The organism is Arthrobacter mobilis, from assembly GCF_012395835.1.
GTDB classification, from domain to species: domain Bacteria; phylum Actinomycetota; class Actinomycetes; order Actinomycetales; family Micrococcaceae; genus Crystallibacter; species Crystallibacter mobilis.
Genome location: NZ_JAAZSQ010000022.1, coordinates 17,889 through 33,865, shown reverse-complemented (window position 1 = coordinate 33,865; position 15,977 = coordinate 17,889). Strand labels below are relative to the sequence as shown.

Annotated in this window: 16 protein-coding genes and 1 tRNA gene; 5 read left to right on the top strand and 12 right to left on the bottom strand. The window is 68.8% G+C overall.

All coding sequences use genetic code 11. The features are described 5' to 3' along the window. Positions 1-631 precede the first annotated feature (631 nt). The 9 genes from HGG74_RS17655 to tmk all read right to left on the bottom strand — a co-directional run bounded on the left by HGG74_RS17655 (position 632) and on the right by tmk (position 8,713). Positions 632-1,633: an ABC transporter substrate-binding protein gene (locus HGG74_RS17655; protein ID WP_168488486.1), complete on the bottom strand. Its 1,002-nt coding sequence runs from the start codon at positions 1,631-1,633 to the stop codon at positions 632-634. A gap of 257 nt (positions 1,634-1,890) precedes the next feature. Then, positions 1,891-2,319, bottom strand: a complete 429-nt coding sequence (locus tag HGG74_RS17650) for a hypothetical protein (RefSeq protein WP_168488485.1) — start codon at positions 2,317-2,319, stop codon at positions 1,891-1,893. Positions 2,320-2,705: 386 nt separating this feature from the next. Continuing rightward, positions 2,706-3,410: a hypothetical protein gene (locus HGG74_RS17645; protein WP_168488483.1), complete on the bottom strand. Its 705-nt coding sequence runs from the start codon at positions 3,408-3,410 to the stop codon at positions 2,706-2,708. Between the two features lie 137 nt (positions 3,411-3,547). Beyond that, complete coding sequence (locus tag HGG74_RS17640) at positions 3,548-4,063, bottom strand: hypothetical protein (protein WP_168488481.1); 516 nt, start codon at positions 4,061-4,063, stop codon at positions 3,548-3,550. 144 nt (positions 4,064-4,207) lie between these two features. After that, the gene (locus tag HGG74_RS17635) at positions 4,208-4,915 is read right to left on the bottom strand and encodes a hypothetical protein (RefSeq protein WP_168488480.1); all 708 of its coding nucleotides are present in this window, start codon (positions 4,913-4,915) and stop codon (positions 4,208-4,210) included. Between the two features lie 228 nt (positions 4,916-5,143). Beyond that, positions 5,144-5,219: transfer RNA gene (locus tag HGG74_RS17630), tRNA-Thr, on the bottom strand. Between the two features lie 121 nt (positions 5,220-5,340). Continuing rightward, on the bottom strand, positions 5,341-6,855 hold the full coding sequence (locus HGG74_RS17625) for an alpha/beta hydrolase (RefSeq protein WP_246263012.1): 1,515 nt from the start codon (positions 6,853-6,855) through the stop codon (positions 5,341-5,343). 65 nt (positions 6,856-6,920) lie between these two features. Continuing rightward, positions 6,921-8,060 (bottom strand): DNA polymerase III subunit delta', encoded by a 1,140-nt coding sequence (locus HGG74_RS17620; protein WP_168488478.1) that lies wholly within the window; start codon positions 8,058-8,060, stop codon positions 6,921-6,923. After that, positions 8,057-8,713, bottom strand: coding sequence for a dTMP kinase (gene tmk, locus HGG74_RS17615; RefSeq protein WP_168488544.1), 657 nt, complete (start codon positions 8,711-8,713; stop codon positions 8,057-8,059). Before tmk ends, HGG74_RS17620 begins: the two co-directional genes overlap by 4 nt. A gap of 167 nt (positions 8,714-8,880) precedes the next feature. On the opposite strand from tmk, the gene HGG74_RS17610 reads away from it, so the two are divergent. Together HGG74_RS17610 and HGG74_RS17605 are read left to right on the top strand one after the other, a co-directional pair. Continuing rightward, on the top strand, positions 8,881-10,047 hold the full coding sequence (locus tag HGG74_RS17610; RefSeq protein ID WP_168488476.1) for a trans-sulfuration enzyme family protein: 1,167 nt from the start codon (positions 8,881-8,883) through the stop codon (positions 10,045-10,047). A gap of 56 nt (positions 10,048-10,103) precedes the next feature. Further along, positions 10,104-10,439 (top strand): DUF2516 family protein, encoded by a 336-nt coding sequence (locus HGG74_RS17605; protein ID WP_312856888.1) that lies wholly within the window; start codon positions 10,104-10,106, stop codon positions 10,437-10,439. Between the two features lie 96 nt (positions 10,440-10,535). Here HGG74_RS17605 and HGG74_RS17600 read toward each other — a convergent pair whose 3' ends face one another. Then, a complete protein-coding gene (locus tag HGG74_RS17600; protein WP_376766155.1) occupies positions 10,536-11,378 on the bottom strand; it encodes a class I SAM-dependent methyltransferase in 843 nt (280 codons plus the stop codon). Between the two features lie 140 nt (positions 11,379-11,518). Here HGG74_RS17600 and HGG74_RS17595 point away from each other — a divergent pair, with 140 nt between their 5' ends. Further along, complete coding sequence (locus HGG74_RS17595; protein ID WP_168488474.1) at positions 11,519-12,277, top strand: phosphoglyceromutase; 759 nt, start codon at positions 11,519-11,521, stop codon at positions 12,275-12,277. Positions 12,278-12,397: 120 nt separating this feature from the next. Here HGG74_RS17595 and phoU read toward each other — a convergent pair whose 3' ends face one another. Beyond that, entirely contained in the window at positions 12,398-13,057 is a 660-nt protein-coding gene (phoU, locus tag HGG74_RS17590; protein WP_168488472.1) for a phosphate signaling complex protein PhoU, read from the bottom strand. Positions 13,058-13,252: 195 nt separating this feature from the next. On the opposite strand from phoU, the gene HGG74_RS17585 reads away from it, so the two are divergent. Then, on the top strand, positions 13,253-14,455 hold the full coding sequence (locus HGG74_RS17585) for a sensor histidine kinase (protein WP_205762123.1): 1,203 nt from the start codon (positions 13,253-13,255) through the stop codon (positions 14,453-14,455). Beyond that, complete coding sequence (locus tag HGG74_RS17580) at positions 14,452-15,132, top strand: winged helix-turn-helix domain-containing protein (RefSeq protein WP_168488468.1); 681 nt, start codon at positions 14,452-14,454, stop codon at positions 15,130-15,132. The genes HGG74_RS17585 and HGG74_RS17580 overlap by 4 nt, the downstream gene beginning before the upstream one ends. Positions 15,133-15,239: 107 nt before the next feature. Here HGG74_RS17580 and HGG74_RS17575 read toward each other — a convergent pair whose 3' ends face one another. Then, positions 15,240-15,797, bottom strand: a complete 558-nt coding sequence (locus HGG74_RS17575; protein WP_168488466.1) for a hypothetical protein — start codon at positions 15,795-15,797, stop codon at positions 15,240-15,242. Positions 15,798-15,977: the final 180 nt, after the last annotated feature.

The window sequence follows — 15,977 nt, the reverse complement described above, 5'->3', positions numbered from 1 at the left end:
TACCCGATGTTGGAGATGTCCTTGGTGGAGCTGAGCACGCACCCGTTCAGGCCAATGCTGGCCGACGAATTGCCGGGTGAGTCCTCCGAGGGGGCCGCGAGGGCCGCGGTCCCGGTGCTGCCGGCGATGAACCACGCTGCCATCCCGGCGATGCCCAGATTCCTGATTCTCATAACTAGCTACCCTTCTTCCCTGAAAGCACAGCAGTCCGCTGCCCCGGACGATCGCCCGCCAGGGCTCTGCTGGCTGCCGCAAAGCGGCACATCGATCGGAAGCCGGACAGCCGCCGTCTCACAGCAGGGTGTCCGACGTGGAGCTCATACAGTTGATGAAACCTATAACCAAGCTGCTTTTCCAACGTAGCAAGCGCGGACTGCCTTGGGCAGGGCATCTGGCCTAATCGCAGCTTCCCAAGGCCTGGTTGGCAGAATGTGGACGACGGGGTCCAAACGGAGTAGATGTTGCGGGTCCGTCGGTTCAGGCAGTGTCAATGCGGGAATCCGGTCCAGACAGGCGCCGTCCGTCGCTGGTGCTTCATCAGGAAACGAAGGCGGCGTCCGCGGACGCTGTGGTCCGTGGCCGCCGCCTTCGCGGTTCAGAGGTCCGGGACGGAACTGCTCCCGGCTGCAGGTCAGGGAACCAGCGGGTCGACGTCGTAGTGGCTGGCCAGTTCGGTGATCACCGCATGGGCACCCTGGATGCTGACCGAGGTGAGGAAGGTGGTGTCGTCGACGCTGAGCACGTCGCCGGTGAGGCGCTTCCACAGCGGGTTGGACTGGAAGCTCTCCTGCTGGGCCTTGGCTGCGTCCCCTTCCGCGCCTTCCGGGGTATAGGCGCTGACCATGATCAGGGAGGCGTCGGCGCTGGGGATCTGTTCAGGCGAGAGCGGGAGGAAGACTTCCTCAGTGGTATCCGGCTGGTTTTCCGGCCGGGAAAGGCCCATGTCGGTCATGATGTGGCCGATAAAGGAGTTGGAGGAGTACAGGCGGGCGGTGTCCCCGGCGAAGAAGCGGACCAGCGAGTAGGTGGTGTCCGGCTCCTTGGCGAGGATTTCCTCACCTACGGCCTTGGCCCGGGCCTCGTAGCCGGCGACGAGGTCTTCGGCCAGCTCCTTCTTGCCCAGCGCCTCGCCGAGGAAGACCACGTTTTCCTTCCACGTGGCCCCGGTGCTTTCCGAGAAGACCGTCGGGGCGATCTTGGACAGCTGCGGGTAGAGGGCCTCGTGCCGCATTTTCGCCGAAACGATCAGGTCCGGGTCCAGTTCCAGGATTTTTTCCAGGTTGGGTTCGGCCAGCGTCCCGACACTGACGGCGTCGCGGGTTTCGTCACTGACGTCGCCCAGGTAGGACCCGAAGGGATTCTTGGGGTCATGATGGGCGTAACCGACGATGTCCGCCTCCAGCAGGAGCGCGGCATCAATGTAGCTGGAATCCAGCACGACCACGCGCTCGGGCTGGGAGGGAATCTCGGTCGATCCCATGGCGTGGTCGATGGTCATGGGATAACCGTTCCCGCCGGCCGCGGGGCTCGCGGCGTTGTCGGCGGCCGGAGCCGGGGCGCCGCAGGCCGTCGCGGCCAGCAGGGCGGCGCCCGCCAGTGCAGCCCGGAGTTTTTTCAGGCTGGGTGCGTTCATGTGTATCTCTTTCGGCTGGTATGAGTGCAAAGCGTAACTTAGGCAAGCCTTGCCTAGGATCCGTCGTCGACTGTAGCAGCTGTTGGGAAATACGAATGACAAAGCTGACGTAATGGAAGGCGCTGGCTGATGCCCCTGCCGGCGTGGACGCGGGTCTGCTGGAGGGCACCACCCCGGGGCCGGCCTGCGCGGGCGTCACCTATGCCACCGAAACCGCCGGAGTGGCAACCGGTCGCCGCAGGAACCCACGAAGCCGCTTACGGCATCAGGACCAGGAGATTCCCGCCGAGCTGCTCCCAGCCGGCGGCAACCTTCTCCTGCGGGTCGTAGCCGTCGGTGACGGCTATGGCTTTGATGCCGCGGAACTCGTGCAGGACCGCCTCGTCGGCGGGAGACACCGCGGTGGAGCAGCCGGCGCCCCAGCCGTCCTCATCTTCGGCATGGCCGATGACCACACAGACGCTGGTCCCGGAAGGGTCGTCCTCCCGGCGGGCCAGGTAGAAGGCGTAGCCGTCCTTTTCCCCGGCCAGCCGGGCGCTTTCCGGGGCAACGCCGATGCCCTCTGCCCCTGCCGGCAACGTATCCTGCCCGGTGCGGGGCGCTTCCAGGGCGGAGATAGTTGCGCTGCCGGTGCACCCGGTGAGCAGGGCTGCGGCCAGGACCAGGACTGCCGAAATGCTGCGCACGCGACCCCCATCAACGGCCGGACTGATGCCCTCACTCTAGGCGCAAAACCGGATTCGTACAGGCAGGGCGCCGTCCCGGTCGGGGCCGGACCGGGACGGCGCCCTGCCTGTTCCCTCAGGGAGGGAGGCCGGTTGCCGGCAGGGCCGGCAACCGGTGCCATGGAAGCACTGTATGCTCCCTGGCCTGTGAAAACCCTGCTGCCGGACTGCCAGAGCCAGAACAGCGAATGTTTCCAGGGCTAAAGGTCCTTCTGCCGGCCGGGGAGTTTTTCAGTGCAGGTGCCGCCTTTTCTTCTGCCCGGCGTCCAGGCGGGGAGGGTCCTCTCCAGCACGGCCACAACAGTCACCGGCATGAGGCGCCCGTCCACGTCACGTCGATGAACGGATCAGCGACCCGGAGGCGCTGCTCTGAGCGGCTCCTTCATCTGCCAGGCAAACACGAGAAGCCAGGCAATCCAGACAGGGATGAGGACGTATCCGGCCAGGATCGCCATCGTGTTGGTTGCCGAGAAACCTTCGGTGCCAAGCACCCAGCCCTGCGCAATGTAGGCGAGGCCGGACAGGCCCATGAGGTAGCCAAGGAGTTTTGGCAGCCCCACGGTCAGGGCCACCGCACTGCCAAGCAGGATCAAGGCGAGAGCGAACGTGAAGCTTTGGTAACTTCTGGTGCCCCACTCCAGCCACCGGATCGTCTCGGCGCTGGCGAAACGGGCCGCCTCCTCGATTTCCGACGCCCTCACCCAGGCGTCAACGGCCTGCTTGAGAGCGACCCCGTCGACAGCCTGCAGGACTCCGTAGAGCCCAAGCGCCACGGCCGCCGCGAAAGCTCCTAACCGCGCCAGCCAGGCCGAGCTCCCGGAGCGGAGGACGGGAGCGGACGAAAGAACCAGAAGTCCGGCGGTCATGACCGCCATGGAAGCGAACTGGACCAGATGCACGGCAGTCCAGCCGGCGCTGCCGGCATATTCGGCAAACACCGCGCTGTGGTTGTTGGCCGGGCCTCCGGGGTGGAAGAGGCCTGCCACCACCAAGAGGATGAAGCCGGGGGCCAGCAACCCCGCGGAGAGACGAAGAGCTTTCCTGTCGGTCATGATTCCCTCCTGCCCGCCGGCCTCGGAGCCTTGTAGCCGAAGAGTGTACCGGTGAGCCGATTCCCCCATAAGTACTCTCTGGTGGCTCCCATGGAGGGGGAAGTACCGCGGAAGGCGGGGACCGGCCCCGGCGCAGCCTAGATGTATTCCTGCAGCAGCTCGTCGATCCAGCGCTGCAGCTGCTCGTCGGTGATGATGTCCCAGGCTTGAAGGTCCTTGAGCATGGCGACCTTTCGTCCGAACTCGTTTTTGGCAGATCCGCCGCTGCCGGCCGGCCGCAGGATCGCTTCCCGCCAGGAGCCGTCGTAGATGTTCCAGACGGCCTGAGGGTGGGCGCGGGCAAAGCGGGCGTACCGCTTCTCGACTTCGCCGTAGAGCCGGGGCCAGTCGTAGGCCGTCAGGTGGCTTTCCCAGGTGTGGTTTCCGTGCCAGTCCCACTGGATCTCAAGAGGGGATTCCGGTCCGGCCGGTGCGCCGAAGTCGACGTGGCTGAACCTGGCGCGCGGGTAGAGGAACCAGTGGCCGCCTTTTTCCCGCGGGCTCCAGCGGAGTTCGATGACAGCAGGCTTTCCCAGAACCAGCCTGTCGATCGCTTCCTTGAACCGGACATACCTGGGGTCCGAGCGCGGGCCAAAGGGATTGGTGACGGCCATTGTCTCTCCGATCCTGATGCGACCAAGGTAGTGCAACCTCCGGAAACGGGCTAGCCCGGGCCGGCCGGCTCCCCAGGTCGAACCCGGCACCAGCGAAGGGCTGGAAGGTTGATGGGCCCGCGGCATTGCCCGGTGGCCGGCGGATCAGTGGTTCAGGGGGAGCGTGGCGTACATGATGGTCCGCCAGAAGAACTTGTCCTTGGGGTCGTCGGCCTTGCGCATTTCGTGGGTCGCCGAGATGTTCAGTTCCTGCCGGGTCGGCGGTGCGAGCCTCAGCAGCTGCTGCGCTGCCAGGTTCATGCCCACGGGATTTACAGTGGCCGGCCGCCCGGCCGCTATCGCCTCGAAGAGGCCGGCCAGGGGAGCGTCCTCGCCGGCCTCGCGGCGGATCTTCCCGGCCATCTTCCGGCAGGCATCCCGGGTCTGCTGGCTCAGGATCTGCCGGCTGGCGGTGGCCGGGGTATTGCCGGCGGCGTCGAGCAGGTCCACCGCCCGGCCGGCGTAATTGCGGGCCCGTTCCTCCCTGTTGGTGATCCGGCCCATGGAAGCTTGGACCCTGGTGTCGGCCAGGGTCCAGTTGACCCTGTAGTTGCCCGCCCGGAAGAGGCTGTGCATGAACCACAGGGCAAAAAACGGCTTGGGCTCCGGGCAGTCCTTGACCTCGATGATGATTTCGCCGGTGTCCGGGTCCTGCCCGGCCCTTTCGGCGATGCAGCCGGTTTCCGCCAGCGCTTGCCGGGCCAGGGTGAGTTCCCTGTTGATTTCATCGACAGTCGGCTCCGACTCGGGAAGGGCTGCCAGCCCGGCCTGTCCGGCCTCCGCGGGATCGGCGGGTTCGGTCGGATCATTCATGCCTGCTTGCCTCCTGTCTGGGGATGCTGAACATGCTCCGCCAAGCCCCGGGCTCGGTCAAGGACCCCCGGACTGCCGCGCGGGACCGCAGCTGCCGGACCGCTTCGCCGGACCGGGAAAATTTGCGGCCGCCACGGCCAACCGAGCCAACAACCGTGGCTGACGGGAGCTGGTGCCCTTATGGGACAGCAAAGACCCCGGAACCGCGCGGGTTCCGGGGTCTTTTCCTGGAGCCCCCTGCCGGAATCGAACCGGCGACCTTTTCATTACGAGTGAAACGCTCTACCGACTGAGCTAAGGAGGCCTGCGGAGCATCCCGGTACCGGGACGGATCCACCAAGGATCAACTATAGGAGAGCGGAGCCGGGACGGTCAAAACAGCCGCCCCGGCTGCCTCCGGCCCCGCAGGCCGGAGGCAGCCGGGCTCAGCAGGTGGTTCCGTCCGCCGGCACGGTGCCGTCGACGAAGTAGCTGTCCACTGCGTCCTGGACGCAGCTGTTGCCGCGCGGGTAGGCGGTGTGTCCCTCGCCCTTGAAGGTGACCAGGGAGGCCGAGGAGAGCTGGCCGGCCAGGGACTCGGCCCAGGCATACGGGGTGGCAGGATCCCCGGTGGTGCCGATGACCACGATCGGGCCGGCGCCCTCGGCGCTGACCGGCGCAGGCTTGCGCACCGGCTCGTGCGGCCAGTTCTGGCAGGTCGTGCCGCCGTAGGCGAGGTAACGGCCGAAGGTGGGGGAGACCTTTTCCAGCTCGGCGGCTTCCTTGCGCATGGTGGGCAGATCCGAGGCCATCGGATAGTCCAGGCAGTTCACTGCGGTGAAGGCGAAGGTGGTGTTGCCGGTGTAGTTGCCGTTCTCGTGCCGCTGGGCGCTGGCGTCGGCCAGCCAGAGCATCGGGGACGGGTCGCCCTGCAACGCCGAGGAGAGCGCCGAGGTCAGCGTGGGCCAGTATTTGTCGTCGTACAGCGGAGTGATCAGGCCGGAGACGAAGGTGTTCACCGGTACCAGCCGGCCGTCGTCGGCGGTCATCGGGCTCTCTTCCACGGCCTTCAGCAGCTGGCGCACCTGGCCGACGGCCTCGTCCACGGTGCCGGTGAGCGGGCAGCCGGGGCCGGCCTGGCAGGATTCGACGTAGCTGCGCAGCGCCTGCTCGAAGCCGGCGGCCTGGCCCAGGGTCAGTTCGTGGCCGCCCAGCGCCGGATCCATCGCCCCGTCGAGCACCATGCGCCCGACCCGCTTGGGGAACAGTTCGGCGTATTGGGCGCCCAGGAAGGTTCCGTAGGACCAGCCCAGGTAGTCCAGCCGGTCCTCGCCCAGGACGGCGCGCAGGATGTCCATGTCCCGGGCCGCGCTGAGCGTGTCCACGTGGCCGAGCACCGGCCCGGTCTTCCGGGCGCACTTGGCGGCGAGTTCGGCGGCATCTTCGACCGCTTCGGCGATGCCTTCGTCCGTGTCGATGTCGTAGTCGACCTGGCGGGCGGCGTCCCGTTCCTCGTCGGTCAGGCAGGTCACCGGGGCCGAGCGTTTGATGCCGCGGGGGTCGAAGCCCACGATGTTGTAGCTGCCGCGCAGCTTGTCGGTGGTCTGCATCTCGACGCCGTCGCGGACCAGGTCGTAGCCGGAGGCTCCCGGGCCGCCGGGGTTGACCAGGATGGAGCCCTCGGAGCCGCCGGTGGTGCGGATGGTGGCGATCTTGATCCGCTCGCCGCCGGGCTCCGCATAATCCAGCGGGACCTCGACCTGCGCGCACTGGAAGCGGCCTTCGCACCGTTCCCAGTCGACCTGCTGGTCGTAGTAGGGCCGCAGCTCCTGGGCGACCTCCGCGGAGAGGTCGGTCTTCGTCCCGTTGCCCGGTGCGGGGGCCGCGCAGCCGGCCAGCAGTGCGGCCAGGGCGCCGATCCCGGCCATCAGGGCCCGGCCGGTAGTGCGGGTTCGGGGCATGGTGTGTTCTCCTGGTCGGTCGGCAGCTGGTTCGCATGGCGGCCCGGCCGGCTGGCGGGAGGTTCCTAGAGCAGGCTGACCGCCATGGCTTCCATCGCCAGCACGGGCGAGACATTGGTGCTCAGCCGCCGGCGGGCTTCGGCGATCGCATCCATTCTACCCAGCGTCTGTTCCGGAGTGGATTTGCCGGCGTAGGCCTCCAGCTCGCTGCGCAGCTGTTCGTTGATCAGCTGGGCCCCGGTGCCCAGCTGCAGGGTGAGCACGTCGCGGAAGAAGGTGGTCAGGTCGATCATCACCCGGTCCAGCGAGTCGCTGACGGCACGCTTGGCCCGGCGCTTCTGCTCCTCTTCGAGCTGCTTGAGCTGGCTGCGGATGGCCGGCGGCAGCGTGCCCGTCTCGGGCGCGCCGAGGGTCTGCAGCAGCGCCTGGCGTTCGGCCTCGTTGCGGGCCTCGGAGGCAGCCGCCGCGTCGGCGTTGGAGATCTCCACCAGTTCGCCGGCCGCGACGACGGCGTCGGAGACCCCGCGCAGGCGCAGCGGCAGGCGCACAATCCGGTCCCGGCGCCGGCGCGCCTCCTCGTCCATGGCCAGCCGGCGGGCGATGCCGATGTGGCTCTGCGACACCCGCGCAGCGAACTCGGCCAGCGCCGGATCGGCGCCGTCGCGGCGGATCAGCAGGTCGGCCACGTCCTGCTGCGGCGGCGTGCGCAGGCCCACCGGCCGGCAGCGCGAGCGAATGGTCACCAGCACGTCGGCCGGGCTCGGGGCGCAGAGGATCCAGATCGTCCGCGGGGGCGGCTCCTCGATCGCCTTCAGCAGCACGTTGGTGGTGCGTTCGGCCATCCGGTCGGCGTCCTCGACGATCATGATCCGCCACCGCCCGGAGGAGGGCTTGTCCTGGGCCTTGGCCACCCATTCGCGCACCTCCTGGATGGTGAACGAGACGTTTTCGGTGACCATCACCATCACGTCCGCGTTCGAGCCGTTCAGCGCCGTGTGGCAGGCATGGCACCGGCCGCAGCCGCGGGCGTCCGGGTCCGGCTGCTCGCACAGCAGGGCGGCGGCGAAGGCGCGGGCCGCGTTGGTGCGTCCGGAGCCGGGCGGGCCGGTGAACAGCCAGGCGTGCGTGGGCCGTTCCGACGCCGCGGCCCGGCTGAGCTGTTCGACGACGGCGCCCTGGCCGGGCAGGTCAGTCCAGACGCTCACGGCAGCAGCTCCGCGATCCGGTCCATGATCGCCGCGGTCAGCTCCTCCCGGCCGCCGCCGGCGTCGAGCACCAGGTAGTGCTCCGGGTCCGCGGCCGCCAGTTCACGGAAGGCCGAGCGGATCCTGGCATGGAACGCGTCGGACTCGGACTCCAGCCGGTCCTCCCCGGCGTCGCCGGCCAGCCGGCGCTCACGCCCGAGCCCCGGCTCGACGTCCAGCAGCACCGTGACATCGGGGCGCAGCAGTCCGGTGGCCCAGAGGTTCAGGTCCCGCACCGCTTCCAGGCCCAGCCCGCGTCCGGCGCCCTGGTAGGCGATCGAGGAGTCCATGTAACGGTCGCAGAGGACGATCTCCCCGCGCTCCAGCGCCGGCCGGATCACCTGGTCCACGTGGGCGGCGCGGGAGGCTGCGAAGATCAGCGCCTCCGTGCGGGCATCAATGCTGCCGTGGCCATGCTCCAGCACCAGGGCGCGCAGCTTTTCCCCCACCGGGGTCCCGCCCGGCTCGCGGGTGCGCAGCACGGTCCGGCCGGCGGCCTGGAGCAGCCGCTGCACCGCCGCCACCTGCGTGGACTTACCCGCGCCGTCGCCACCTTCGAATGCAATGAAGACTCCCCGGGACGTGAGGCCGGGGGCCACGCCGGGCGCGGGCACCGCCGAAGGGGAGGAGCCGTCCGAGGCCCCGGGGGCGGCAGCGGCAGCGGCAGCGGCAGCGGGCGGTGTCTGGCGGTGGAAACTCACTCCATCAGCCTATCCGGAATCCGCTGCCCCAAGCCGGACCCGGTTACCTTGCGGACCGTAAGCCGGACTACCCTGCTGTCATGACTGACGCCTTCCCTGCCGCCGACAGGCACCCCGAAAACCTCGCGCCCGACACCGTCGTCGTGTCCGCCGGCCGTCCCGCACGCACCCACGATGCCGCGGTCAATCCGCCGGTGGTGCTCTCCTCCACCTTCGTCGGCCGCGGCGAGGTCGAACACGGGGACCGCGCCTACGGGCGCTACTCCAACCCGTCCTGGGATCCGTTCGAGGAAACCCTGGCCGAGCTCGAAGGTGCCCGGCTGCCGGGGCTGGTCTTCGCCTCGGGCCTGGCGGCAGTCTCCGCAGCCATTTCGCTGCTGCCGGCCGGCGGGGTGCTGGTCATGCCGCAGCACAGCTACCAGGGCAGCCTGGCCGTCGCCGAACAGCTGGCCGCCCGCGGCGTCCTGACGCTGCGTACCGTGGACATCGCCGACACCGAAGCGGTCAAGGCGCAGCTGCCCGGCGCGGACATGCTGTGGCTGGAGAGCCCCACCAACCCGATGCTGGAGATCGCCGAACTGAAGGTCCTCACCGACGCCGCGCACGCGGCCGGCGCCCTGGTGGTCGCGGACAATACCTTCTCCACCCCGCTGGGCCAGCGGCCGCTGGAAAGCGGAGCCGACGTCGTCCTCCACTCGGTGACCAAGTACCTGGCCGGCCATTCCGACGTCATCCTCGGCGCCGTGGTCACCTCCGACGAGGCGCTGCGCAAGCGGCTCATCGAGCACCGCTCGCTGCACGGGGCCATTGCCGGACCGTTCGAGACCTGGCTGGCGCTGCGCGGGGTGCGCACGCTGGCGCTGCGCATCGAGCGCTCGCAGGCGACCGCGGCGCTGCTGGCCGAGCGGCTGCTGGCCCATCCCGGCATCGAGGCGGTGCGTTATCCCGGGCTGCCGCAGGATCCCGGACACGAGCGCGCCAAAGCCCAAATGGACGGCTTCGGTTCGATCATCGCGATCGAGGTCAAGGGCGGGGAGGAAGCGGCCGGGACGGTGGTCGACGCCGTGCGGCTGTGGGTGCCGGCCACCTCCCTGGGCGGGGTGGAATCGCTGATCGAGCGGCGCCGCCGCCACGTCAACGAGCCGGCGAGCGTGCCGGAGAACCTGCTGCGGCTGTCGGTGGGCATCGAAAACGCCGAGGACCTGTGGGCGGACCTGGCGCAGGCGCTGGAGAAGGCCCGGGGCTGACGGCTTCGGCCGGCGGCACCATGCACCGGAGCACCAACTACCGATAGGCTGTAATCGTGCAAATTGTGATGGCTTTGGAGGCGTGGCTCTGGCTGGGCCTGGGCGTGCTGGCGCTGGCGATTGAACTGTGGGCGCTCGTGGACTGCCTCGGCCGCAAGGGAGACCACTTCCAGGTCGCCTTCAAACGGACCAAGGGCTTCTGGACCGGCCTGACTGCCGGCGCCGTGGCCGTGGGCGCGCTGGGCCTGTTTGGTTCGGGGCTGGGAACGTTCATGCTGTTCCAGCTGGCGGCCGTCTCCGTGGCCGCCGTCTACCTGGCGGACGTGAAGCCCGCCCTGAACGAGCTCAAGGGCTCCGGCGGCAGCGCGTACGGGCCCTACGGTTCCTGGTAGCCGCCCCGCCACCGTCCCATCGGATCGACAGATAATGCCCGTTTCGCCTCGCGAAACGGGCATTATCTGTCGATCCGCCCGGAACAGCGGGAGGAGTCAGCAGGGCGCGACGGCGTGCCAGGCCACGGTCAGCTCGCCCAGCCGCCACCGGGCCGGGCCGTCCAGCAGCGGCCAGCCGGCGGCGTGCAGGCTCCGGCACATGGCCAGCCAGCGCTGCCGGTTGCCGAACGGCGCCAGCGCGGCAGCCTCCAGCCAGGCCCGGTCCAGGGCCTGCAGGTAGCGGTGGACCCGTTCGCCCTCGACATTGCGGTGGATCAGCGCCTTGGGCAGGCGCTCGGCCACGTCCGAGGGCAGCGCGAAGGCGCCGAAGCGCACCGAGATGCTCAGCGAGACCGGGCCTTCGGGGGCGACGGCCACCCAGGTGGCGCGCCGGCCGATCTCATCGCACGTGCCGTCGATGAACAGCCCGTCCGGAGCCAGCCGGGAGCGGACGGTGTCCCAGTGGGCGGCGTATTCGGATTCGTCATACTGGCGCAGCACATTGAAGGCGCGCACCACCGCCGGCCGGCGACCGTCGACCGGGATCTCGAAGCCGCCCTGCCGGAAGGACAGGCCCGGCCGCTCCAGCGGCTTGGCCCGGTGCACCCGCCCCGGGTCGATCTCGATGCCGACCACCTCGACGTCGGGGCGCACGCGGCTGAGCCGCTGGTGGAGTTCGACGGCGGTGGTGGGGGCGGCGCCATAGCCCAGGTCCACCACCAGCGGGTCGGCGGCATGGCGCAGCTGCCGGCCGCGCGGTCCGGCCAGCCAGCGGTCCATGCGCCGCAGGCGGTTCGGGTTTGTGGTGCCCCGGGTGATGCTGCCGATGGGTTTGCCCGCCTGCCGCGGGACGGCTCGTCCGGGACCGGCGGGGAGGGACAGCTGCTGGGGCACAAGCATCAAGGATAGGGCGCCGCCACCCCGCCGTCCGGCCACCGCCCTCGCCGGGGTGGGCAATCTCACACCGGCTCCCGCCGGGCCGCGTAATCTGCCAGTATCGGGCAGGCGGCGGCGGATGCTGCTCCGATAGGATTGCAGCCATGACTGCATCCGCAACACACAAGCTGATTCTGCTGCGCCACGGCCAGAGTGACTGGAACGAGAAGAACCTGTTCACCGGCTGGGTCGACGTGCCGCTGACCGAACAGGGCCGCAAGGAAGCCCAGCGCGGCGGCGAACTGCTGGCCGAGGCAGGCCTGCTGCCGGACGTGCTGTACACCTCCCGGCTCAAGCGCGCCATCGTCACCGCGAACATCGCCCTCGAGGCCGCGGACCGCAGCTGGATCGACGTCAAGCGCAGCTGGCGCCTGAACGAGCGCCACTACGGCGCGCTGCAGGGCAAGGACAAGAAGCAGATCCGCGACGAGTTCGGCGAGGAGCAGTTCATGCTCTGGCGCCGCTCCTACGACACCCCGCCGCCGGCACTGGACGACGCCAGCGAATGGTCGCAGGTGAACGACCCGCGCTATGCGGACCTGGGCGACGCCGTGCCGCGGACCGAGTGCCTCAAGGACGTGCTCGAGCGCTTCCTGCCGTACTGGGAGTCGGACATCTCCGAGGACGTCAAGGCCGGCCGGACGGTGCTGGTGGCCGCGCACGGCAACTCGCTGCGCGCGCTGGTGAAGCACCTGGACGGGATCAGCGACGAGGACATCGCCGCGCTGAACATCCCCACCGGCATCCCGCTGGTGTACGAGCTGGACGAGGACCTGAAGCCGGTCAAGGCCGGCGGTACCTACCTGGACGCGGCCGCTGCCGCCGCCGCCATCGAAGCGGTGGCCAACCAGGGCAGGAAGTAGAGGCCGGGCGGCGCATCCCGCCGCCTGTCGGCAGGCAACGGCCTGCACCAACGGATGAAGCCCCGGGAAACCGGGGCTTCATCCGTTAAAACTGCCGGCCCACGGCGGCCGGCTCCGGGGTCAGGCGCCCTGGGCGGTGGGCTGCCATTCGCCGGTCACCAGGTAGGTGACCTTGCGGGCCACCGAGACCCCGTGGTCGGCGAAGCGCTCGAAGTACCGGCTGGCCAGGGAGACGTCGACGGTGGTCGGTGCCGAGGCGTTCCAGTCCGGGGAAGCGATGGCCTTGAACACGCTGGCGTGCAGCTCGTTGACCCGCGCGTTGTGGCTGTTGATCTCGTTGGCCAGCTTCAGGTCCCGGGTATCCAGCAGCCCGGTGAGCTTGCGCGCGATCGCGATGTCCAGTTCGGCCATCTCCGCGAAGGTGCCCTTCAGGGACTCCGGGATCACGTGCTGCGGGAAGCGCATCCGGGCCAGCTGGGCCACGTGCCGGGCCAGGTCCCCCATGCGTTCCAGCGAGGCGCTCATCCGCAGTGCGCCCACGATCATGCGCAGGTCCGAGGCCACCGGGCCCTGCAGGGCGAGGATGTCGATTGCCCGCTCATCGAGGTCCCGCTGCAGGAAGTCGATCCGGGCGTCCGCGGCAATGACCTCCTGCGCGAGCTCGGTGTCGGCGGTGGTGAACGCCTCGTTGGCCTTCTCCATCGCTTCGGTGACGAGCTGAGCAATCTCGATCAGTTCCTCGCCCACCTGGTGAAGCTCGGCCTGGAAAACCTTGCGCACTGAAAAGGTCCTTTCGCTGACGTTAAATCTCAGGATAGCCGTAGCCATACTGCCGGCGGCACTACACCGCACCTTCGCAGCGCGGCGTGAACTGCCGGAGTGCTTTCGGTGAACGTTAGTTGAACGCCCTTGCGAATGCCACCGAACGGGCCGTCCGGGCCCGGATCCAGCCCCTAAGCTGGTGGTGTGACACCACTGATCATCGGGTTGCTTTCGGGGCTTGTAGGCATCGTGCTGGGTGCCCTGGGCATTCTCGCCTTCCACCTGAGCGAACGCCAGCGGCGGGAGCGCATCGAGGTCGGGGAGCCGGTGCTGCCGGAGGGGGCGGCCGAGGTGCTCTCCGTGGTCGGGCGGGCCTACGTCATCGTCGACGCCGTCGACGGCGTGGTCCGCGCCAGCCCCGCGGCGTACGCCTTCGGGCTGGTCCGCGGGCACACCGTGGTGCACAAGGAACTGCTGGAACTGATCCGCCGGGTGCGCCGCGACGGCGTGATCGAGGAACGCCAGCTGGAACTGCCGCGCGGGCCGCTGGGCCAGGGCACCATCATCATCCAGGTCCGGGTGGCGCCGATCGGCGACGAATACATCCTGCTGCTGGCCGACGACCGCACGGAAATCACCCGGACCGAGGCCATGCGCAACGACTTCGTCGCCAACGTCTCGCACGAGCTGAAGACCCCGGTGGGCGCCATCTCCCTGCTGGCCGAGGCCCTCGAGGGCGCCGCCGGCGACGAGGTGGCCGTGCGCCGGTTCGCCCAGCGGATGCAGAAGGAATCCTCCCGGCTGAGCGCGATGGTCCAGGACATAATCGAGCTGAGCCGGCTGCAGGGGGCCAACGTGGTCCAGAGCGGCAAGCCGGTGGACCTGAATGCGGTGGTCGCCGAGGCAGTGGACCGCAACAAGCTGCCCGCCGAAGCCAAGGACATCAGCATCGTCGTCGGCGGCAAGCTCGAGCTGCCGGTCTACGGGGACGCCGACCTGCTGACGACGGCGCTGCGGAACCTGATCGACAACGCCATCCGCTACGCTCCGGAGCATTCCACCGTCGGCGTCGGGCTGCGCTCGCGCGAAGGCCTGGCCGTCATCTCCGTGACGGACCAAGGCCCGGGCATCTCGGCCGAGGAGCAGGAGCGCATCTTCGAGCGCTTCTACCGGGTCGACGCCGCCCGCTCCCGGCAGACCGGGGGGACCGGGCTGGGGCTGAGCATCGTCAAGCACGTCATCGCCGAGCACGCGGGCGAAGTTTCGGTCTGGTCGCAGCCGGGCCAGGGATCGACCTTTACCGTGCGCCTGCCCGAAATGGACCAGGAGCCGGAGGAAAACCAGGCCGGGGATGCACCGGCCGCCAAGCGCACCAATGGTGCCGAAGACAGCCGCGAACAAGGAGTGAGTGCTTGACCCGCATTTTGATCGTCGAGGACGAGGAGTCGTTGAGCGATCCGCTGAGCTACCTCCTGGACAAAGAGGGGTTCGAGGTGGAGGTGGTGGACAACGGCCTCGACGCCATCGTGGAATTCGACCGCACCGGCGCGGACCTGGTGCTGCTGGACCTGATGCTTCCGGGCCAGTCCGGAACCGAGGTCTGCCGCCAGCTCCGGCAGCGCTCGAACGTTCCCGTCATCATGCTCACCGCGAAGGACGCCGAGATCGACAAGGTGGTGGGGCTGGAACTTGGCGCCGACGACTACGTCACCAAGCCGTACTCGTCGCGCGAACTCGTGGCGCGCGTGCGGGCGGTGCTGCGCCGCCAGGCCGAGCCGGAGGAGCTGATTTCCAATACCGTGCACTCCGGGCCGGTGCGGATGGACATCGAGCGGCACGTGGTCACGGTGAACGGCGAACAGGTGTCCCTGCCGCTGAAGGAATTCGAGCTGCTGGAAATGCTGCTGCGCAATGCCGGCCGGGTGCTGACCCGCGGCCAGCTGATCGACCGCGTCTGGGGCTCGGACTATGTCGGGGACACCAAGACCCTCGATGTCCATGTGAAGCGGCTGCGCGGCAAGATCGAGCCGGATCCTTCAGCTCCACGCTACCTGGTCACGGTCCGGGGGCTGGGCTACAAGTTCGAGCCCTAAGCCTGACCCGCCCGCCCGGTCAGGACAGCAGCAGGGCCGCACCCGGCGGGTGCGGCCCTGCTGCGTTAAGCGGCTGGAGCGGGGCGCGGGGAAGTACCCTGCATCCCTTAGTGGCCCGGGGCTTCTTCGGCCGGCGCAGTGGTGGTGGGCTCGCCCGCCGGGGAGGTGGGCGAGGCCGTCCCGGTCGGCTGCGGGGACTCAAGGTAGGCCCCGTATTCGGCCAGCGCGGCGTCCAGGACCGGGACCTGGACCTCGGAGGATTCGGAGTTCACCCGGAGGGTGACCGGCACGAGCGCGCCCGGATCGGTTCCGGCGGCGTCCACCTCGGTGGTGTGGGACTCGTCCTCGAACTTGATCTGGCCGTCGGCGGGAATGGTCACGCTGGCGCTGTCGGAGGCCACGCCAAGGGTGAGCTGGACCGGGGAGTCGGAGGTGTTGACCACGGTGCCCAGGAAACGTCCGGAGGACTCGGCGTCGTTGGCCACGATCAGCAGGTTCCGTACATCCACCGGCCCCACGCTGGTGACGATGCCGTCGCTGGCCGAGTACTGCCGCGTGGTTGCCTGCTCGTTGACAGCGCTGCAGCCGGCCGTCGCCAGGAGTGCGAGGGCTCCGGCACCAGATGCAAGGGCACGGTGCACACGGTTTGTCGGCGCAAATTTCACGGCAGAAACTCCTCAAGTAAAGCCCGGTCCCGTCGGGACGACAGGTGAACACAAGTCAGCCCCTAGCCTATCGGCAAAACTCCGAAAAGCAGGATTCGGGCCGCGTAAGAAAACCGTGTCGGGGCCCCCGGAAAGCATCAAAACGGACATCCGTCAAGGGGTTGGCGGTGCCCGTTTTGC